Consider the following 19,596-nt stretch of genomic DNA (forward strand, 5'->3'; position numbering starts at 1 on the left):
TTGCTCCTAGCGGGCACGATCCTGCAGATAGCGCACCAGCGTGATCAGCGCGTTGGCCGATGACTTCTCATCGCGCGCGTCACAGGTGACGACGGGGGTCTCCGGAAGCAGATCGAGAGCCTCACGCAGCTCGTCGTCGGAGCGGACCGGTGTGCCGTCGAAGTGGTTCACGGATATCGCGTAGGGGAGTCCGTACTGCTCGACCAGGTCGATGACGTCGAAGGACTCCTTGAGGCGCTCGGGGTCGACCAGTACCAGCGCCCCGAGGGCGCCGCGGGTCATGTCCTCCCAGACCTGCACAAAGCGCTGCTGTCCGGGGGTGCCGAACAGATACAGGACAAGCCGGTCGCTGAGGGTGAGCCGACCGAAGTCCATGGCGACGGTGGTCGTGGTCTTGCCCTGGACACCGCGCAGGTCGTCGATATGAGCCGCCGCCTGCGTCATGGTTTCCTCGGTGCGCAGCGGGGGAATCTCCGACATGGTGCCGATGAAGGTCGTCTTGCCCACCGCGAAATGCCCCACCACCAGGATCTTGGCAGCTATCTGCACATTGTTGCGCAGATAGACGTCCTCATCCGAAGCGGGCCTGGAGACCATCGAGCACCTCCTGAAGGACCGATACGTCGACGAGTTGGGCGGGGGGTGCCGGGGCGCGCGTGACGAGATAGCCGTCCGAAGAGAGATCGGACAGCAGAACCTTCACGATGCCGATGGGAAGTCCCAGGTGTCCCGCAATTTCGGCGACCGAGAGATAGCCGCCGCCGCACAGGTCCAACAGGCGGAGCTTCTCCGGGTCGTAATGGCTGGGCGGCCGTCTTTCGGAGGCGGTGACCAGCGTGATCAGATTGAACTGGTCGTTCTCCGGCAAACCGCGACCGTTGGTGATGACGTACGGTCGCACTAAGGGCGCGGCCTCTGGCTCTTGCTCACCCGGTGTAATCATGCCTGAATACTTGTGTTCTCTCGAGGCGGAGTGCTGAGGGCCTTGCCGAGCTGGCCGACGAGCTGCTGCATCCGGAAGGTGATGTCCGCCATGTCGACATCGGGGGCGGACGAGACGGCCAGATAGGCGCCTTCTCCGGCGGAGATCAGAAAGACCCAGCCACCGTCGAACTCCACCAACGTCTGACGCCAGCTCATCCGGGGATCGCCACAGAAGCTGGACATCGTGCGGCTCAACGACTGGATGCCGCTCATCGCCGCGGCGATCGAGTCGGCCTCGTCCTTCTGGACGTCTTTGGATCGGGCCATCAGCAGACCGTCGGCGGAGACCAGGAGCGCATGGCGCGCGCCTGGTACCTCCAGGGCGCTGTCAAGCATCCATGACAGATCGTTGTTCACGAAAGATCGTGCCCTTCCCTGCTCGGGTTTGCGGAGCGGCCGGACTGAGTGCCGCGCTGGAAGGCGCCCATGATCGAGGCGGTTTCCTCGCTCGACCGGGCCTGGGCGGGCGTGAAGTCCGCTTTGGGCACGATGGAGATCGAGCCCTTGCGCCGGCGTTTGGGCAGTCCCCCGGGGGTGGAGGAGTCGGCGGGAGTCTCCTCGTCGCGGCCGCGGGCCGCGGGCTGGGCGACCGCCGGCGGCTCCTCCGGCTCGGGCATGTTGGTCAGAAGGTCCTCGGGCAGAAGTACCACCGCTCGCACACCACCGTAGGGAGAGGCCGAATCCACGGAGACAGTGAAGCCATATCGGGCGGCGAGCACACCGATGACCGCGAAACCGAACTGCGGGGGGTTTCCCAGGCCCGTGACGCCCGACGCGCGCTTGGAAGACAGGAGCTCATCGGCCCTGTTCTTCTCTTCCTCGTTCATACCGACACCGGCGTCGTCGATGATGATGCAGACGCCCTTGGGCACGGTGCGGATGGTGATGTCGATCGGGGAGTCGGGCGCCGAGTAGCTGGTCGCGTTGTCCAGCAGTTCGGCCAGCGCCAGCGCGACCGGTTCGACGGCGCGGCTGACCACCGCGAAGTTGGACTGGGAGCGGATCTCGACGCGGGTGTAGTGACGGATACGGCCCTTGGCGCTGCGGACCACGTCGTACACCGAGGCGACGGTGCGCTGACGGCCGAGCCAGCCGTCGCAGAGCACCGCGATGGACTGGGCACGCCGACCGAACTGCGAGTTCATGTGGTCGATCTCGAGGAGGTCCTGGAGCATGTGGTGCTCGCCGTACCTCTCCTGGGTCTTGGAGATCGCCAGCTGCTGCTCGTTGGCGAGACCCTGGAGCGTGCGCATCGCGGACTTCAGCGCGCTCTTGGTGGCCTCTTCCGCGCGGGTATGGGCTTCCTGTACCGAGGCCGAATAATTGCTCTCAAGCTCGGTATAGCGATTCTGGAGCTCGGTCTTCTCGTTGACGAGCTGTGTACGCGCCTTTCTCCCGCGAAATATGGCGGTTGCGGCGAGAGGGGTACCAACGATCAGAGCCCAGAGCGCTGGATCCTGTATGTATTGCGTCATGAGACTCTCTTTAAGCGACTAGACCGCCAGGGACTGAAAGGGTTTCGCACGGTGCGTTCCGAATTCGTGGGCGGGACGGCGGCGAGTCAGTGTCCGGACGGCGCCCGCTCGGCTCGAGGACAGCGCGCTCGTCTCCACGGCGCCAGTGCGGGGGCGTCGGTCTGCCGGATCGGCTCCACATGCCCGACTGGCGGCATAATGCTCCTCAGAGTGATGACCCTTTTCGGCTTTTTTGCCGGATCGCCGCGTGTCTACGCGCCCATGGCTCGCCTGGCAAGCGCGGTGATCGTATCACCAGGGTCAGGGGCCGATGTGCATGTGCCTCCGGCTCATTCGCGTACCTGACGCCGATTCAGCCATCTGCCCTTCGCCGTGTGTTCACGGGGGCGGCCGGGGTGCGGCAGGACATCGCGCGGCCGGACGGGCCGAGGGTGCCGTCGGGGGTGCGGTGGCGGTCTGATATCGGCCAATCACGCTGTGCTGGAGCGGCCGATCGGGCATTCGCACACGCATCGGATAAACGCCCGGCGTTTATGCCCTTTTTCTATGGAATCAGGGATTCCGGGGCTTTGCCGTATTGTCGGGGGATGTCAGACCGGCACCACCCTGCCTGCTCCCCGGCCCTTTTCAGCTGGGAGTTCGCCACCGATCCGTATCCCGCGTACGCCTGGCTCCGGGAACACGCCCCCGTCCATCGGACCACTCTGCCCAGCGGAGTTGAGGCGTGGTTGGTGACCCGCTACGCCGACGCTCGGGCCACGCTCGCCGATCCCCGGCTGTCGAAGAATCCGATTCATCACAGCGAGGCCGCGCACGCCAAGGGCAAGGTGGGCATTCCGGGCGAGCGCAGTGCGGATCTCATGACGCATCTGCTCAATATCGACCCACCCGACCACACCCGGCTGCGGCGGCTGGTGTCCAAGGCGTTCACCCCCCGCCGGGTGGCGGCCTTCGCCCCGCGGGTGCAGGAGTTGACCGACGGCCTCATCGACGGGTTCCGGATAAGAGGAGAGGCGGATCTGATCCATGAGTTCGCCTTCCCGCTGCCCATCTACGCCATCTGCGATCTGCTGGGCGTCCCCCGCGAGGACCAGGACGACTTCCGGGACTGGGCCGGGATGATGATCCGGCACGGCGGCGGGCCGCGCGGCGGGGTGGCCCGGGCGGTGAAGCGGATCCGCGCCTATCTCGCCGATCTCATCCACCGCAAGCGGGAGTCGCTGCGCGAGGATAGAGAGGGGAAGGCCGACGACCTGATCTCCGGGCTGATCCGGGCCAGCGACCACGGTGAGCAGCTGACCGAGAACGAGGCCGCGGCCATGTGCTTCGTGCTTCTGTTCGCGGGTTTTGAGACGACCGTGAATTTGATTGGCAATGGCACCTATGCGCTGCTGCGCGACCCCGTCCAGTGCGACCGGCTGCGGCGGGCCGCCCAGGGAGGGGACGAGGGGCTGCTGGCGACCGGTGTCGAGGAACTGCTCCGCTTTGACGGGCCGGTGGAGATCGCGACCTGGCGGTTCGCCACCCAACCCGTGGTGATCGGCGGGCAGCGGATCGCCGCGGGCGAGCCGGTGCTGGTGGTGCTCGCCGCCGCCGACCGCGACCCCGAGCGCTTCGACTCACCCGATGTGCTCGATCTCTCCCGCACCGACAACCAGCACCTCGGTTACGGCCATGGCATCCATTACTGCCTGGGCGCGCCACTGGCCCGGCTGGAGGCCCAGACCGCCATCGGCACCCTGCTGCGGCGCCTGCCCGATCTGCGGCTCGCGGTGGAGCCGGAGGAGATCCGCCGGCGCGGCGGTCTGATCATGCGCGGGCTGCGCGAACTGCCCGTGACCTGGGGCCCGATCACCTAGCAAACGCCCTTGGCACTCGGCATATGTGACATAACGTCAACGGCGTGATCACCGCGTGACCTGGGATACATCTGCTTGTGATGATCAGATGGCGTCGCTATGTTCAACCGACGACTCAGCCGCCACACGAGAGGCAGAACGCATGCGCTCCGGGAACGGTCGACACCGCCGCCCCCGTCAGGCTCCGGCAATCGTGGTCGCCGCGGGGGTGACGGGTGCGAGCATCGCCATGCCGCTCTTCGGCGCCGTCGGCGCCCAGGCCGCGGACACCACCCAGACCTGGGACCGTGTCGCCGAATGCGAGAGCGGCGGGATGTGGAGCGCCAACGGAGGCAATGGCTTCTATGGCGGTCTGCAGATCACCTTGGACATGTGGAAGAAGTACGGCGGCCAGCAGTACGCCCCGCGCCCCGACCTCGCCAGCCGCTCCCAGCAGATAGCCATCGCCCAGGCGATCCTCGCCGACCGCGGCCCGGACGCCTGGCCGAGCTGTGCGCTGGACGCCGGGCTCGCCGGCCTCGCCGACGCGCTGGATGTGAACCCCGGCGGGAAGGGGACCCCCGAGGCCAAGGATTCGAGCGAACCCACGGGGATCGACGACTCCGATACGGACGAAGCGTCCGACAACTCCAGTCGGGGCGATCGATCGGACAGCTCGGACAGTTCCGGTAGTTCCGAAGATTCCGATACATCCGACAAAGTCGATAAGCCGGATCCCTCCGCGACCCCCGACGACAAGTCCGGTGAAAAGGGCGAGAAGTCCGGCGATTCCGACGAAGCGTCCCGCGGTAAGGGTGACGAGCGCTCCGACCGCGACGCGAAGGGCGAGGACTCCGCCACCTCCCCCACCGGCCGCCACCGCGGCGCGCCCGACGCCCGCGAGCAGGACTCCGCGGGTACGGCGGACGACGACACCCGGTCCTCGGGGCGCCATGCCTCGCGCGACGACGCGGAGCACACCGAGACCCCCGTTCAGCCTCTCGGTCGCGAGGACTACACCGTGCGCGGCGGTGACAACTTGTCAGACATCGCGGACGACCAGAAGGTGGACGGAGGGTGGCCCAAGCTCTACGAGGCCAACGAACCCCTCATCGGAACCGACCCGGACCTTATCCACCCTGGTCAGCGTCTCGATCTCAGCGCCAGATAGCGGCATTTCGGGGTGAATTGCCCGATCTGGCGGCAGTGAGACATACATCTCGTCACATCGCCCGGCGTGCGTCGGCTGTCCGATCTTTCCGCACCCGGCCTCACCTGCGTGGATGTGGGATGGCTGGGTGCGGATACGGCCTCATTCGCTGGGATGTCGGTGTTTGAACCTCATCGGAAGGTGTGTTTAACGTCTTTCCGCTCGCCACCGCGGGCACCGTCGATCGTCACGCCGAGTCCTGCCGGCGGTCGGGGGGAAACCGACGCATTTGCGCCGAAGGCAGGAGCGGGGGAACCAAGGTAGGCGCCGTAGCGGCCTGGAGACGGGCCCGTTCGGCTCGGGGTGAAGCCAGGTGCGGTCAGCCGCATCCGGCCGGGCAACTCACAGTCCGAACCCGACAGCTCACCTCGTAGGCGTCGGTGAGGAACGAACATGCGTAACGACAAGGGTAAGCACCGCCGTCCCTCCAAGGTCACCCGCATCGCCGCGCTCGCCGGCGTCGCTGGTGCGGCCGTCGCCGCACCGCTCCTGGGGGCCACCTCCGCCTCGGCCGCGACCACCGCCCAGTGGGACGCGGTCGCGCAGTGCGAGTCCGGCGGCAACTGGTCGATCAACACCGGCAACGGCTTCTACGGCGGCCTTCAGTTCACCAACTCCACCTGGGCCGCGTACGGCGGCACGGCCTTCGCGGCCCGCGCCGACCTGGCCACCAAGGACCAGCAGATCCAGATAGCCGAGAAGGTCCTGGCCGGACAGGGCAAGGGCGCCTGGCCGGTGTGCGGCACGGGCCTGACCACCACCGGCACCCCGACGCCTTCCACCTCCACCACCCAGCCCTCGAAGCCGGCCGCCAAGCCCGCCCAGCCGGCCGAGACGGCCAAGCCCGCGCAGCCCGCCAAGCCGAAGGCGCAGCCCCGCGAGGAGAGCGAGCACGCCGGGCGCGGGCACGCCCGCCACGCGATCAAGAAGGGCGACGGCGAGTACAAGGTCAAGTCCGGCGACACCCTCTCCAAGATCGCCGACGCGCACCACGTCGACGGCGGCTGGAAGAAGCTCTTCGAGCTGAACAAGGACATCGTCGAGGACGCCAACCTCATCTTCCCGGGCCAGCTGCTCCACCTCTCCTGACCCACCCGGCCGGGCCTCCCCCCACCCCGGTACCCCCGGCCCCCGCACCCCCGAAGACCGCCCCGGCCGGGCGCGCCGCCCCCACGCGAGGCGCGCCCCGCCGGGGCTTCGTCGGGTGGGCCCTCCGGGCCCGTTAGGCTCGTGCTGCAGAGACAGACCCATACGAAGGAGATCCTCGTGCCGTCCATCGACGTCGTCGTAGCTCGCGAGATCCTCGACTCGCGAGGCAACCCCACGGTCGAGGTCGAGGTCGGCCTCGACGACGGCAGCACCGGCCGTGCCGCCGTGCCTTCCGGTGCCTCGACCGGTGCCTTCGAGGCCCTTGAGCTCCGCGACGGCGACAAGAGCCGTTACGGCGGCAAGGGCGTCGAGAAGGCCGTCCTGGCCGTCATCGAGCAGATCGGTCCGGAGCTCGTCGGCTACGACGCCACCGAGCAGCGCCTGATCGACCAGGCGATGTTCGACCTGGACGCCACCCCGGACAAGTCCTCGCTCGGCGCCAACGCGATCCTCGGTGTCTCGCTCGCGGTCGCGCACGCCGCCTCCGAGGCCTCCGACCTCCCGCTCTTCCGGTACCTGGGCGGCCCCAACGCCCACCTGCTGCCGGTCCCGATGATGAACATCCTCAACGGCGGCTCGCACGCCGACTCCAACGTGGACATCCAGGAGTTCATGATCGCGCCGATCGGCGCCGAGTCCTTCTCCGAGGCGCTGCGCTGGGGCACCGAGGTCTACCACACCCTGAAGTCCGTGCTGAAGGAGCGGGGCCTGTCCACCGGCCTCGGCGACGAGGGCGGCTTCGCCCCGAACCTGAACTCCAACCGCGACGCCCTGGACCTGATCGTCGAGGCGATCAAGAAGGCCGGCTACCAGCCGGGCCAGGACATCGCGCTGGCGCTCGACGTGGCCGCCTCCGAGTTCTACAAGGACGGCGCCTACACCTTCGAGGGCCAGACCCGCAGCGCCGCCGAGATGACCGCGTACTACGCCGAGCTGGTCGACGCGTACCCGCTGGTCTCCATCGAGGACCCGCTGAACGAGGAGGACTGGGACGGCTGGAAGACGATCACCGACCAGCTCGGTGACAAGGTCCAGCTGGTCGGCGACGACCTGTTCGTCACCAACCCGGAGCGGCTGGCCCGCGGCATCGAGAGCAACACCGCGAACGCGCTGCTGGTCAAGGTCAACCAGATCGGCTCGCTGACCGAGACCCTGGACGCCGTCGAGCTCGCCCAGCGCAACGGCTTCAAGTGCATGATGTCGCACCGCTCCGGCGAGACCGAGGACGTCACCATCGCGGACCTGGCCGTCGCCACCAACTGCGGCCAGATCAAGACCGGTGCCCCCGCCCGCTCCGAGCGCGTGGCCAAGTACAACCAGCTGCTGCGCATCGAGGAGATCCTCGACGACGCGGCGGTGTACGCGGGCCGCTCCGCCTTCCCGCGGTTCAAGGGCGCGGTCCTCAAGGGCTGAACTCCGCCGAGCCTGATGCACGTCCCCGGCCACGGTCCCGTACCGTGGCCGGGGACGGCGTACGTAGCGAAGTCACGACCGGGGAGGCGACGTGCCGGCGGATCGGGATCGGTTCTCCACCGCGACCAGGCTCAGGGCGCTCGGCGAGCACGCCGCCGCCCGCGTCTACCGCGCCCGCATCCGACGCCGCCGCAGCCGGCTCACCGGCCGGGCCGCGCTGCTCGCGCTGGTCGTCTGCTCGCTCGTGGTGGCCCTCGCGTATCCGATGCGGCAGTACATCTCGCAGCGCTCGGACATCTCCGACCAGCGGCGCCAGGCCCAGAAGGAGCGCGAGGACGTCAAGCGGCTGCGCGAGCAGAAGGCCAGGCTCCAGGACCCCGCGTACATCCAGCAGCAGGCCCGTGAGCGGCTGCACTTCACGCAGCCGGGGGAGACGGGCTACAGCGTGGTCGACGGCAGCGGCCAGACCGAGCGCTCCGCCGACCAGGGCGCGGCCGACCGCCCGTGGTACAGCAACATGTGGCGGACTGTAGACAGCGCTGACAGCGCTGATGCGGCAGACGCCGCTGACAAGGCCGATAGCCGTGTGAAGCGCTGACCGAAGAACCGGCCGCCGGAGGCGACCGGCCCCGAACCGATCGAAGAGAACTTCCGACCCATGCACACGCCCCCTCCGCAGACGGAGCCCACCGCGCCCACCGACGCGGACATCGCCGCCGTCAAGGAGCAGCTGAACCGCCTTCCGCGCGGGCTGCGCGCCGTCGCGCACCGCTGCCCCTGCGGCAATCCGGACGTCGTAGAGACCGCGCCGCGGCTCGAGGACGGCTCGCCCTTCCCGACGCTCTACTACCTGACCTGTCCGCGCGCCGCCTCCGCGATCGGCACGCTGGAGGCCGAGGGCGTGATGAAGGAGATGACGGCCCGGCTGGCCACCGACCCCGAACTGGCCGACGCCTACCGGGCGGCCCATGAGGACTACGTCGCGCGCCGTGACGCGATCGAGGTGCTGGAGGGCTTTCCGAGCGCGGGCGGTATGCCGGACCGGGTCAAGTGTCTGCATGTCCTGGTCGCCCACTCGCTCGCCGCGGGCCCCGGGGTCAACCCGCTCGGGGACGAGGCCATCGCCATGCTGCCGAAGTGGTGGGCGAAGGGGCCGTGTGTGGCCCCGTGCGGCGGTGCGAAGGGCGCCGAAAAGGGCGCAGCGGACGCCGAGAAGAACGCGGGGGACAGAGCGTGACCCGCGTCGCGGCCGTGGACTGCGGCACCAACTCGATCCGGCTGCTGGTGGCCGACGCCGACCCGGCCACCGGCCGGATCACCGAGCTCGACCGCCGGATGCGCATCGTCCGGCTCGGCCAGGGCGTGGACCGCACGGGGCGGCTGGCCCCCGAGGCGCTGGAGCGCACCTTCGCGGCCTGCCGTGAGTACGCGGAGGTGATCGGCGGGCTCGGCGTGGAGCGGGTCCGCTTCGTCGCCACCTCCGCCTCGCGCGACGCGGAGAACCGCGAGGAGTTCGTACGCGGGGTCGTGGAGATCCTGGGCGTGGAGCCCGAGGTGATCAGCGGCGACCAGGAGGCGGAGTTCTCCTTCACGGGCGCCACCAAGGAGCTGACGGACCGCGAGGGGTTCGCCCGGCCGTATCTGGTGGTGGACATCGGCGGCGGCTCGACCGAGTTCGTGGTCGGCGACGACCATGCGCGGGCCGCGCGCAGCGTGGACATCGGCTGTGTGCGGATGACCGAGCGCCATCTGGTCGTGGACGGACGGATCACCGATCCGCCGACGGTCCATCAGATCGCCGCCATACGGGCGGATATCGAGCGGGCCCTCGACCTCGTCGAGGAGACGGTGCCGATCCGGGAGGCGGGTAGTCTGGTCGGGCTGGCGGGCTCGGTCACCACCGTCGCCGGTATCGCGCTGGAGCTGCGGGAGTACGACCCCGCCGCCATCCACCACTCGCGCGTCTCCCTGGACCAGGTCCGTGAGATCACGGACAAGCTGATCGGCTCCACCCACGCCGAGCGGGCGGCGATCCCCGTGATGCACGAGGGCCGGGTGGATGTGATCGCCTCGGGTGCGCTCGTACTGCTGACGATCATGGAGCGGTGCGGGGCCCGGGAGGTCGTGGTGAGCGAGCACGACATCCTCGACGGGATCGCCTGGAGCCTCGCCTGACGGGGTCCGGAGGGGGTGTGGACCCCCTGTAAGGGGCCGGTGGAGACCCGAGCGGGAAAAAGTTCGTGAAAAGCTTCACATGAAAAAGGCCCCTGGTGACCGCCTGGTGTGAGCCCCGGGGCCGGTTCGGCGGCGGTTTCGGGGGCCGGGCCCGTCCGGCGGCCCCGACGACACCTGTTTCGGTCATATGACAGACCCGTCCCGGACCCCGGTGGTCTACTCCCGCGTTCCCTCACAAGTGCAGATCAGCGGGGTTGTCAACGCGCCGCCCGGGCTGGTGGTTCCCCTGTGCGGATATGGCATGTGTCACGGGGGCCGCGGAGTGTAGCAGACCCTCTCACCATGCTTGTGAAGGGGCTCACGAGGCACCCCCCTGAGGGTGCTGGATACTCGAAACATGAGCACCACGGAGCGTCCCAGGATCCTCGTTGTAGGCGGTGGGTACGTAGGCCTGTACGCGGCACGCCGCATCCTGAAGAAGATGCGGTACGGCGAGGCGACCGTCACGGTCGTCGACCCCCGCTCGTACATGACGTACCAGCCCTTCCTCCCAGAAGCTGCGGCCGGCAGCATCTCCCCGCGCCACGTTGTGGTCCCGCTGCGGCGCGTGCTCCCCAAGGCGGAGGTCCTCACCGGCCGGGTGTCGACCATCGACCAGGACCGCAAGGTCGCCGTCGTCCAGCCGCTCGTCGGCGAGGCGTACGAGCTGCCCTTCGACTACCTGGTCGTCGCTCTCGGCGCCGTCTCCCGCACCTTCCCGATCCCCGGCCTCGCCGAGAACGGCATCGGCATGAAGGGCATCGAGGAGGCCATCGGCCTGCGCAACCACGTCCTCGAGCAGCTCGACAAGGCCGACTCCACGACCGATGAGGACATCCGCCGCAAGGCGCTGACCTTCGTCTTCGTCGGCGGTGGCTTCGCGGGTGCGGAGACCATCGGCGAGGTCGAGGACATGGCGCGCGACGCCGCGAAGTACTACCCGAACGTGAAGCGCGAGGACATGCGCTTCGTCCTCGTCGACGCCGCCGACAAGATCCTCCCCGAGGTCGGCCCGAAGCTCGGCCAGTGGGGCCTGGAGCACCTGCAGAAGCGCGGTGTCGAGGTCTACCTCAGCACCTCGATGGACTCCTGCATCGACGGCCATGTCGTGCTCAAGAACGGCCTCGAGGTCGACTCCAACACGATCGTGTGGACCGCGGGCGTCAAGCCCAACCCGGCGCTCGCCCGATTCGGCCTGCCGCTCGGCCCCCGCGGCCATGTGGACACCGCGCCGACGCTTCAGGTGCAGGGCACCGAGTACATCTGGGCCGCGGGCGACAACGCCCAGGTGCCGGACCTCGCCGTCGGCGAGGGCGCCTGGTGCCCGCCGAACGCCCAGCACGCGCTGCGCCAGGCCAAGGTGCTCGGCGACAACGTGATCTCGGGTATGCGGGGCTTCCCGCAGCGCGAGTACAAGCACGCCAACAAGGGCGCGGTCGCGGGGCTCGGTCTGCACAAGGGCGTCGCGATGATCGTCCTCGGCAAGACCAAGATCAAGCTCAAGGGCCGGCTCGCCTGGTACATGCACCGTGGCTACCACGGCATGGCCATGCCGACCTTCAACCGCAAGATCCGGGTCTTCGCCGACTGGACGCTGGGCATGTTCCTCAAGCGCGAGGTCGTCTCCCTCGGCGCCATGGAGAACCCCCGCGAGGAGTTCTACGAGGCCGCCGCCCCGGTCTCCGCGGCCGCCGCCGCCAAGCAGGCCGAGAAGGCCAAGGCGTCCTGACACCCCATTTTTCAGGGGCTCGGTTCTCCCCCAGCTACCGCTGGGAGGTGCCCCCGCCGGGGCGCCTCAGCCCCTGAGGCTCACTCGCCGCGACAACCGCAATACATCTGAACGCCGAAGGGCGTCCGCCATCCGTGGTGCGGACGCCCTTCGGCGTTGTTCCAGTGGATGGTTTTGCCGATTCCAGACGTGTCGGCGGGACTGTACGGCGGGCCTCATGGTGTTTACGTGGTGAGTGAATCTTCCTGACTCACCATCACGGAGGTGTCTGATATGCCCGACGCCGCCCAGCGGCTCGCCGCACTGGCCGAGGAGGTGCTGGGAGCCCCGCTCCCGATCCGGATCCGCGCCTGGGACCACAGCGAGGCGGGCCCCCCGCACACCCCCGTCCTGGTCGTAAGGCGCCGCAGGGCGCTGCGCAGGCTGCTGTGGAAACCGGGCGAGCTGGGCCTCGCCCGCGCCTGGGTGGCCGGCGACCTCGACGTCGAAGGCGATCTGTACGAGGCCCTGGACCTGATGGCCGGACTGGTGTGGGAGCGCGACCCCACGACTCAGCGGCAGTCGAAGGCCGCCGCCGCCCTCAAGGCGCTGCGCGACCCCACGCTGCGCTCCGCCGCCCGCACCCTGGTCGGCCTCGCCGGGCCCGGGCTGCCGCCGCCCCCGCCCCGCGAGGAGGCGCGCCGCGCCTGGCGCGGACCGCTGCACACGCTGCGCCGCGACAAGGAGGCCATCAGCCACCACTACGACGTCGGCAACGACTTCTACGAGCTGGTGCTCGGCCCCTCCATGGTCTACTCATGCGCCTACTGGGAGGGCACCGAGGCCGAAGGCGCCACGCTCGAGGACGCCCAGCACGCCAAGCTCGACCTGGTCTGCCGCAAGCTGGCGCTCCGCCCCGGCCAGCGGCTGCTGGACGTGGGCTGCGGCTGGGGCTCGATGGTGCTGCACGCGGCGCGCGAGTACGGCGTGCGGGCCGTCGGCATCACGCTCTCGCAGGAGCAGGCGGCGTACGCCCGTAAGCGCGTCGCCGACGCCGGGCTCACCGACCAGGTCGAGATCCGGGTCCAGGACTACCGCGAGGTCACGGACGGCCCGTACGACGCGATCTCCTCGATCGGCATGGCCGAGCACGTCGGCTCCGCGCGCTACGCCGAGTACGCGGCAGACCTCCACGCCCTGCTGAAGCCCGGCGGCCGGCTGCTGAACCACCAGATCGCGCGGCGCCCCGAACCGGACGAGGAGGCGTACCACGTGGACGAGTTCATCGACCGCTACGTCTTCCCCGACGGCGAACTCGCCCCGGTCGGGCGGACCGTCACCCAGCTGGAGCAGGCGGGCTTCGAGGTGCGCGACGTGGAGGCGATCCGCGAGCACTACGCCCTCACGCTGCGCCGCTGGGTCGCCAATCTGGAGGCCCACTGGAAGCAGGCCGTACGGCTCACCTCACCGGGCCGGGCCCGGGTGTGGCGGCTGTACATGGCGGCCTCGGCGCTGTCCTTCGAGCGCAACCGGATCGGGGTGAACCAGGTCCTGGCGGTCCGTACGCCGGACGGCGGCGCGTCCGGTATGCCGCTGCGCGCCCGCGACTGGCGGGGCTGAAACGCCCGAGCGCCGGACGGGCTCGGCCCGTCCGGCGCTCAGGGGTTGGGGTTGGGGTTGGGGTTGGGACGAGCGGCTACTCCGCCTTGATGGCCGCCAGCATGTTGAGCTTCGCCGCCCGCCGGGCCGGCCACAGCGCGGCCAGGATGCCGACGAACGCGGCCAGCACCAGGAAGACGGTCATCCGCCCCCACGGCAGCACCAGTTCGTAGGTGGGCAGCCCGTTCGAGATCAGCTCACCGGCCGCCCAGCCGAAGAAGACGCCGAGGCCGATGCCGAGCACCCCGCCGAAGAGCGAGATCACCAGCGACTCCAGCCGCACCATGCGCTTGATGCCGCGCCGGTCCAGACCGATGGCCCGCAACATGCCGATCTCCTGGGACCGTTCGAAGACCGACATCGCGAGGGTGTTGATGACGCCCAGCACCGCGACGATGACGGCCATGGCCAGCAGCCCGTAGAGCATGTTCAGCATCAGGGTGAAGAACTGCGCGATGCCGTTGGAGATGTCCTGCTTGTCCTGGACCTGGATCGCGGGGTTGTCGCCGAGCGCCTTCTCGATGGCGTTCTTGGTGGCGTCGGAGGCCCCGTCCTTGGTCTTCAGCATCACCTGCATATCGGTCACGGTGCGCATATGCGGGGTGAGGGTGGAGTTGTCCAGCATGATGCCGCGGATCATCTGGTTGCCCTCGTAGACGCCCGCGACACTGAGCCGGCCCTTGCGGCCGTCCTCGTAGGTGACCGTGAAGGCCGAGCCGCGCTTCCAGCCGTTGCGGTCGGCGGTCTTGTGGTCCACCACGACCTTGTCGCCGCCGAGCCCGGCGAAGGAGCCCTCCTTGAAGTCGACGCCGACCAGCTTCTGGATGGTCTTGCCGTTGACGCCCGTCAGGTACTCGGTGTCGCCGTCGATCCGGGAGGCGGAGTTGCGCAGCGGGCTGAGGGCGGTCACCTGGTCGAGCTTGCCCAGGGTCCGCTCCACATCGGGCGACAGCGGGCGGACGCCGTCGAAGCCGCCCAGGCTGACCACGTAGTCCGACTTGAGGGCGCCGGTGGCCAGGTTGTCGATGCCCTTCTGGACGCTGCCCGCGATCACGGTCATGCCCGTGATCAGCGTCAGCCCCACCATCAGCGCGGAGGCCGTGGCGGCGGTACGGCGCGGATTGCGCACCGCGTTCTGCCGGGCGAGCTTGCCGGAGATCCCGAAGGCGCGCAGCAGGGGGGCGGCGGCCGCGATGAGCGGCCGGGACAGCAGCGGGGTGAGTACGAACACCCCGACCACCAGGACGGCCGCGCCAAGACCCATGGGGAGCTTGCCGTCGCTGCCCATACCGCTTCCGGCCAGTACGCCCGCCGCACCGCCCCCGGCGAGGACGGCGCCGATGGTGTTCCGTACCACCAGGCCGCGGGTGGTCGGCGCGGCGTGCACGCTGTTCATCGCGGCGACCGGCGGGATCTTCGCGGCGCGGCGGCCCGGCAGCCAGGCGGCGAGCACCGTGACCACGACGCCGACCAGCAGCGAGACCGCGATGGCGGTCGGGGAGACGACCAGCGGGCCGTCGGGGACGGTGGCCCCGGTGGAGTTCAGCAGCGAGCGCAGCCCGGCGCCGATGCCGATACCGGCCGCAAGACCGGTGACGGCCGCGACCGCGCCGACGGCGGTGGCCTCGATCAGCACCGAGCGCGTCACCTGGCGGCGGGAGGCGCCGACGGCGCGCATCAGGGCCAGTTCGCGGGTGCGCTGGGCGACCAGCATGGTGAAGGTGTTGGCGATGATGAAGACGCCGACGAAGAGCGAGATCCCGGCGAAGACCAGCATGCCGGTCTGCATACCGCTCATCTGCGCCTTGATCATGGCGGCCTGGTCGTCGGCGAGCTTCTGACCGGTGGTGGCCTCGGCCAGCTTCGGCAGGATCTTGTCGACGCCCGACTTCAGGGTGGCCTGCGAGGTGCCCGCGGCGGCCCTCAGGTCGATCTCGTCGAACTCACCCGGCTTGGCGAACAGCCGCTGGGCGGTGGGGGTGTCGAACAGCACCAGGCTGCCGCCCGCGGCGACATTGCCGTCGTCGGTGGTGAAGACGCCGACGACCTTCTCCTTGCGCACCGGGCCGTCCACGGACAGCCGGACCGCGTCGCCCACCTTGTAGTGGCCGCGGTCGGCGGTCTTGGAGTCGAGCGCGACCTCGCCCGCGGACTTGGGGGCGCGGCCGTCGGTCAGCGTGTAGCGGGGATCCTTGCCGCCGGTGCCCGGGTAGTAGTTGCCGCCGGTGTTGGCGAAGCCGTTGCCCAGCAGGTCGCCCTGCTTGTCGGCGACGGCGGTGTAGCCGGAGACGGCGCCGGTGGCCGAGGCGGCGCCGGGCACCTGGCCGGCCTGGTCCAGTAGGCGCTGGGTCAGCCGGGGCGCGGCGCCGGGGTTTCCGGCATCGTCGTCGGACTTGTGCGGCTTTATGGCGACATCAACGCCCGCGAAGCCCTTCTCGGAGCTCTTCTGGTAGGCGCTGGAAATGGTGTCGGTGAAGACCAAGGTGCCGGAGACGAAGGCCACGCCGAGCAGAACGGCGAGCACGGTCATCATCAGCCGGGCCTTGTGCGCGAGCACGTTGCGCAAGGCGGTACGGAGCATGGTCAGTCCAAGTGAGGGGGCGGCTTGGGGAGCGTCAAGGGGGTGTGTACGGGCGCGGTCGGGCCGACGGGTGCGGGTCAGGCCGACAGGTGTGGTCGGGCCGACAGGTGCGCCCGGCTCAGCTGGTACGGCCCTTGGCGTCGAAGCGCTTCATCCGGTCCAGGACCGCCTCGGCGGTCGGGTCGCGCAGCTCGTCGACGATCCGGCCGTCGGCGAGGAAGACCACCCGATCGGCGTAGGCGGCGGCGACCGGGTCATGGGTGACCATGACCACGGTCTGGCCCAGTTCGCGCACCGAGTTGCGCAGGAAGCCGAGGACCTCGGCGCCGGCGCGCGAGTCCAGGTTTCCGGTCGGCTCGTCGGCGAAGATGATTTCAGGCTTGCCGGCCAGCGCGCGGGCCACCGCGACGCGCTGCTGCTGGCCGCCGGAGAGCTGGGCGGGACGGTGCTTGAGCCGTTCGGACAGGCCCACGGTCTGCACCACCTGGTCCAGCCACGCCTTGTCGGGCTTGCGGCCGGCGATGTCCATCGGCAGCGTGATGTTCTCCAGGGCGTTGAGCGTGGGCAGCAGGTTGAACGCCTGGAAGATGAACCCGATCTTGTCGCGCCGCAGTTGGGTGAGCTTCTTGTCCTTGAGCGAGGTCAGCTCGACATCGCCGATACGGGCCGAGCCGCCGGAGACCGTGTCCAGGCCCGCCATGCAGTGCATGAGAGTCGACTTGCCCGAACCCGACGGGCCCATGATGGCGGTGAACTCGGCCTGCTGGAACTCGACGGAGACACCGTCGAGGGCGACGACCTGGGTCTCGCCCTGCCCGTAGACCTTGGTGAGGTCCGTGGCCCGCGCCGCGGCGGTGGCGCGGGCGGCGGCGGCCTGGACGCCGGAGGGGGTCGTGGTCACGGTGGGGGCTCCTGTCGTGCGGTCGGGGCTTCAAGGCGTTCCTCCCATGGTCCTCGACGTAAAGAGGGCCGGGATCCGTCCGCACTCCGGTTTCGGTACGGGACTCGGGGCGTATGCCCCGGCCCCCGCGTCCTCCTTGGGGAGGAGAAGGACCCCCGTCCGGGGGCGTCGAGATTGCGTCAATCCCCGCTGTGCGGGTGGTGCGGCATATGGGCAGGTCCGATGGACGCGGGTGTGTGCGGTTGCCCCGACCCGATGCTGATGCACCCTCAGTTGCCAATAAAATAAGACAACCTCGGTTCGTCGATCCGCTGTTCGGGGGCGTGCCCCCGGATAGGCTCGTGGTTGCTCTCCTATGGGGAGGGACGTACGCGCTCGTACGGCCCAGGGAGCCGCTGCCCGGATGGTGGAATGCAGACACGGCGAGCTTAAACCTCGCTGCCCCTCGCGGGCGTACCGGTTCAAGTCCGGTTCCGGGCACACCCAGACCTTGTTGCCGCACGCTGCGTGCGCACCCGGTCGCCCAACGTCTACCGCGCGGGGCCCGCATGGGCCTCGCGCCGCTCGCGCGCGCGTGGAAATATCCTCCCTGGGCACTAGGGTGCTTTCTTTGCTTACCTATTACTCTGTAGTCAAGGTCGCGCAGGGCGGCCATGGAGGAGTGAGATGAGGAGCAGCAACCCGGTCTTCTCGCGACGGGGGTTCAGCCGCGACGGCGGCTACGCGGGCTTCGGCGCGGCACCGCAGGCCGGGGGCCCCGCCGCAGTCCAGGGCAACCCGTACGCGCAGACACAAGCACCGACCAACCCTTACGCGGCCGGTAACCAGCAGAATCTGACGCCCGAGCAGCTGCAGCAGATGTACGGCGCGCCGCCGGCGGGCCCGCTGCAGACCGGCCGTATGACGATGGACGACGTCGTCATGCGCACCGGCATGACGCTGGGCACCGTCATCCTCGCCGCCGCGGCCGCCTGGATCATGGAGCTGCCCGTCGCCGTCGGCTTCGGTGCCGCGCTCGTGGCGATGGTGCTCGGCCTCGTCCAGTCGTTCAAGCGCAAGGCATCGCCCGCGCTGATCATGAGCTACGCCCTCTTCGAGGGCCTTTTCCTTGGCGTCATCAGCCAGGTGTACAACGAGCGCTGGTCCGGCATCCCGATGCAGGCCGTGCTCGGCACGATGGCCGTCTTCATCGGCGTGCTCGCCGCGTACAAGACCCGGCTCATCCGGGTGAACGCGCGATTCCAGCGCTTTGTGCTGGGCGCTGCCATCGGCTTCCTGCTGCTGATGTCGGTCAACCTGCTGTTCGCGGCCTTCGGCGGCGGTGACGGCCTCGGCTTCCGCAGCGGCGGCATGGGCATCCTGTTCGGCATCATCGGCGTGCTGCTCGGCGCCGCGTTCCTGGCGCTGGACTTCAAGCAGGTCGAGGACGGCGTCCGCTACGGCGCTCCGCGCGAGGAGTCCTGGCTGGCCGCGTTCGGTCTGACCCTGTCGCTGGTGTGGATCTACCTGGAGCTGCTGCGGCTGATCTCCATCTTCCGGGACTAGATCTTCGGGGTCTGGTCTTCGGGGATCCTGTCCTCGGGGACCACGTTCTCCGGATGACCAGTCTCCAGGTGATCAGGTCCTCCAGGTGATCACGAAGGGCCCGCGGGGCAAGTCGCCCCGCGGGCCCTTCGCCATGTTCCGTTGTGTCGGGGGAGGGGATGGGGGAGGTCAGAGCAGCTTGCGCGCGGCCCGCCTCAGATCGTGCTCATGAATGATCGCCTTGGCGTGGCCGTACGCGAGCTGGTGTTCACCGCGCAGCCAGCTGACCTTTTCCTCGAAGCGGAAGAGGGCAGGTCCTTCGTCTACGGTGCGCAACCAGTCGGCGACTTCACGGCCGGTGCATTGGGGGATTCGGGAGAGCAGGTTCCGGTGGGTCTCTTCGGAGAAGGATTGGGACATCGGCGCCTCCGACGCGTCCGTTATCCAGGCCGTTCTTCATGGCCCGGGTGCGGTCCTTCAGCTCACCGTGCCTGACTGTTCGGCCGTTGGCAACAGTCCGTGGGTGGCGCATAGGCTCGCGATGTGAATGATGTGACCCCTCTGCTGACCGCCGTCGACCGCCTCGCGGACCGCCTGCGCGCCCTTCCGCAGTCCCGTCTGGGCCGGGGCGTGGCGGCCGAAGGTCTGGCGCTGGCAAGGGAATTGTCGGTGCGGGCCCAGCGGATCGAGGAGCCCGGGAGCGGCTCGAGGATCATGCCGGACGCGGGGATGTTCGCGGTCGCGGACCAGGTGGCGGTGGCCGGTCATGATTTGGCGCATGCGCTGGAACGCGCGCCGGAGGGCGGTGGACGAGGCGGGGCCGGGGGCGCCGGGGAGGCGCTGGACTCCGCCGTGGCGCTGGTGGAGGCCACGGCCGGGCGCTGCGGCCTCTGAGCGGTAGCTGCCGCGGTCTCTCGGCGGTTCTTGGCGTCTCCCGGTG

The 19,596-nt window shown here is 69.2% G+C and carries 18 protein-coding genes, 1 tRNA gene and 1 riboswitch; of the genes, 12 read left to right on the forward strand and 7 right to left on the reverse strand.

All coding sequences use genetic code 11. From position 1 onward, the window contains the following. Positions 1-6: 6 nt before the first annotated feature. Genes ACH4U7_RS45270 through ACH4U7_RS45285 form a run of 4 tightly spaced genes read right to left on the reverse strand, consistent with a single transcriptional unit; the run spans position 7 to position 2,459 of the window. Positions 7-597, reverse strand: a complete 591-nt coding sequence (locus ACH4U7_RS45270; RefSeq protein WP_358629159.1) for an ATP/GTP-binding protein — start codon at positions 595-597, stop codon at positions 7-9. Beyond that, complete coding sequence (locus ACH4U7_RS45275) at positions 572-943, reverse strand: DUF742 domain-containing protein (protein ID WP_043487028.1); 372 nt, start codon at positions 941-943, stop codon at positions 572-574. The genes ACH4U7_RS45270 and ACH4U7_RS45275 overlap by 26 nt, the downstream gene beginning before the upstream one ends. Beyond that, entirely contained in the window at positions 940-1,341 is a 402-nt protein-coding gene (locus ACH4U7_RS45280) for a roadblock/LC7 domain-containing protein (protein WP_014177157.1), read from the reverse strand. Before ACH4U7_RS45280 ends, ACH4U7_RS45275 begins: the two co-directional genes overlap by 4 nt. Beyond that, on the reverse strand, positions 1,338-2,459 hold the full coding sequence (locus ACH4U7_RS45285; RefSeq protein WP_398533615.1) for a sensor histidine kinase: 1,122 nt from the start codon (positions 2,457-2,459) through the stop codon (positions 1,338-1,340). Before ACH4U7_RS45285 ends, ACH4U7_RS45280 begins: the two co-directional genes overlap by 4 nt. A gap of 587 nt (positions 2,460-3,046) precedes the next feature. On the opposite strand from ACH4U7_RS45285, the gene ACH4U7_RS45290 reads away from it, so the two are divergent. The 9 genes from ACH4U7_RS45290 (at position 3,047) to ACH4U7_RS45330 (ending at position 13,611) form a co-directional block, all read left to right on the forward strand. Then, positions 3,047-4,318 carry a cytochrome P450 gene (locus ACH4U7_RS45290; RefSeq protein ID WP_398533616.1) on the forward strand — a complete coding sequence of 424 codons (1,272 nt, stop codon included), beginning with the start codon at positions 3,047-3,049 and terminating at the stop codon, positions 4,316-4,318. Between the two features lie 142 nt (positions 4,319-4,460). Then, a complete protein-coding gene (locus ACH4U7_RS45295) occupies positions 4,461-5,468 on the forward strand; it encodes a transglycosylase family protein (RefSeq protein ID WP_398533617.1) in 1,008 nt (335 codons plus the stop codon). A gap of 261 nt (positions 5,469-5,729) precedes the next feature. Beyond that, a riboswitch (cyclic di-AMP (ydaO/yuaA leader) is annotated at positions 5,730-5,899 on the forward strand. A 1-nt stretch (position 5,900) separates the two neighbouring features. After that, positions 5,901-6,596 (forward strand): transglycosylase family protein, encoded by a 696-nt coding sequence (locus ACH4U7_RS45300; protein ID WP_398533618.1) that lies wholly within the window; start codon positions 5,901-5,903, stop codon positions 6,594-6,596. 177 nt (positions 6,597-6,773) lie between these two features. After that, the gene (gene eno / locus ACH4U7_RS45305; protein WP_398533619.1) at positions 6,774-8,069 is read left to right on the forward strand and encodes a phosphopyruvate hydratase; all 1,296 of its coding nucleotides are present in this window, start codon (positions 6,774-6,776) and stop codon (positions 8,067-8,069) included. A gap of 91 nt (positions 8,070-8,160) precedes the next feature. Beyond that, positions 8,161-8,667, forward strand: a complete 507-nt coding sequence (locus tag ACH4U7_RS45310) for a septum formation initiator family protein (protein WP_398533620.1) — start codon at positions 8,161-8,163, stop codon at positions 8,665-8,667. Between the two features lie 60 nt (positions 8,668-8,727). Further along, positions 8,728-9,306, forward strand: a complete 579-nt coding sequence (locus tag ACH4U7_RS45315) for a DUF501 domain-containing protein (RefSeq protein ID WP_398533621.1) — start codon at positions 8,728-8,730, stop codon at positions 9,304-9,306. Next, positions 9,303-10,244 (forward strand): exopolyphosphatase, encoded by a 942-nt coding sequence (locus ACH4U7_RS45320; protein ID WP_398533622.1) that lies wholly within the window; start codon positions 9,303-9,305, stop codon positions 10,242-10,244. The genes ACH4U7_RS45315 and ACH4U7_RS45320 overlap by 4 nt, the downstream gene beginning before the upstream one ends. A 397-nt stretch (positions 10,245-10,641) precedes the next feature. Beyond that, positions 10,642-12,012: an NAD(P)/FAD-dependent oxidoreductase gene (locus tag ACH4U7_RS45325; RefSeq protein WP_398533623.1), complete on the forward strand. Its 1,371-nt coding sequence runs from the start codon at positions 10,642-10,644 to the stop codon at positions 12,010-12,012. 273 nt (positions 12,013-12,285) lie between these two features. Then, positions 12,286-13,611, forward strand: coding sequence for a class I SAM-dependent methyltransferase (locus tag ACH4U7_RS45330; protein ID WP_398533719.1), 1,326 nt, complete (start codon positions 12,286-12,288; stop codon positions 13,609-13,611). A gap of 76 nt (positions 13,612-13,687) precedes the next feature. On the opposite strand, the gene ACH4U7_RS45335 is transcribed toward ACH4U7_RS45330, so the two are convergent. Both ACH4U7_RS45335 and ACH4U7_RS45340 read right to left on the reverse strand, forming a co-directional pair. Further along, positions 13,688-16,231, reverse strand: coding sequence for an ABC transporter permease (locus tag ACH4U7_RS45335; RefSeq protein WP_398533624.1), 2,544 nt, complete (start codon positions 16,229-16,231; stop codon positions 13,688-13,690). A gap of 118 nt (positions 16,232-16,349) precedes the next feature. Beyond that, positions 16,350-17,132, reverse strand: coding sequence for an ABC transporter ATP-binding protein (locus ACH4U7_RS45340; protein WP_398533625.1), 783 nt, complete (start codon positions 17,130-17,132; stop codon positions 16,350-16,352). 397 nt (positions 17,133-17,529) lie between these two features. Between ACH4U7_RS45340 and ACH4U7_RS45345 the strand changes: the two genes are divergently transcribed. Then, a tRNA-Leu gene (locus ACH4U7_RS45345) sits at positions 17,530-17,612 on the forward strand. A 186-nt stretch (positions 17,613-17,798) separates the two neighbouring features. Continuing rightward, positions 17,799-18,677 (forward strand): Bax inhibitor-1/YccA family protein, encoded by an 879-nt coding sequence (locus tag ACH4U7_RS45350; RefSeq protein WP_398533626.1) that lies wholly within the window; start codon positions 17,799-17,801, stop codon positions 18,675-18,677. A gap of 168 nt (positions 18,678-18,845) precedes the next feature. On the opposite strand, the gene ACH4U7_RS45355 is transcribed toward ACH4U7_RS45350, so the two are convergent. Beyond that, positions 18,846-19,076, reverse strand: a complete 231-nt coding sequence (locus ACH4U7_RS45355) for a DUF4287 domain-containing protein (protein WP_353594382.1) — start codon at positions 19,074-19,076, stop codon at positions 18,846-18,848. A 123-nt stretch (positions 19,077-19,199) separates the two neighbouring features. Here ACH4U7_RS45355 and ACH4U7_RS45360 point away from each other — a divergent pair, with 123 nt between their 5' ends. Next, positions 19,200-19,550, forward strand: a complete 351-nt coding sequence (locus ACH4U7_RS45360) for a hypothetical protein (RefSeq protein ID WP_089507097.1) — start codon at positions 19,200-19,202, stop codon at positions 19,548-19,550. Positions 19,551-19,596: the final 46 nt, after the last annotated feature.

The sequence above is a fragment of the Streptomyces sp. NPDC020845 genome, assembly GCF_044334165.1.
Lineage (GTDB): Bacteria > Actinomycetota > Actinomycetes > Streptomycetales > Streptomycetaceae > Streptomyces.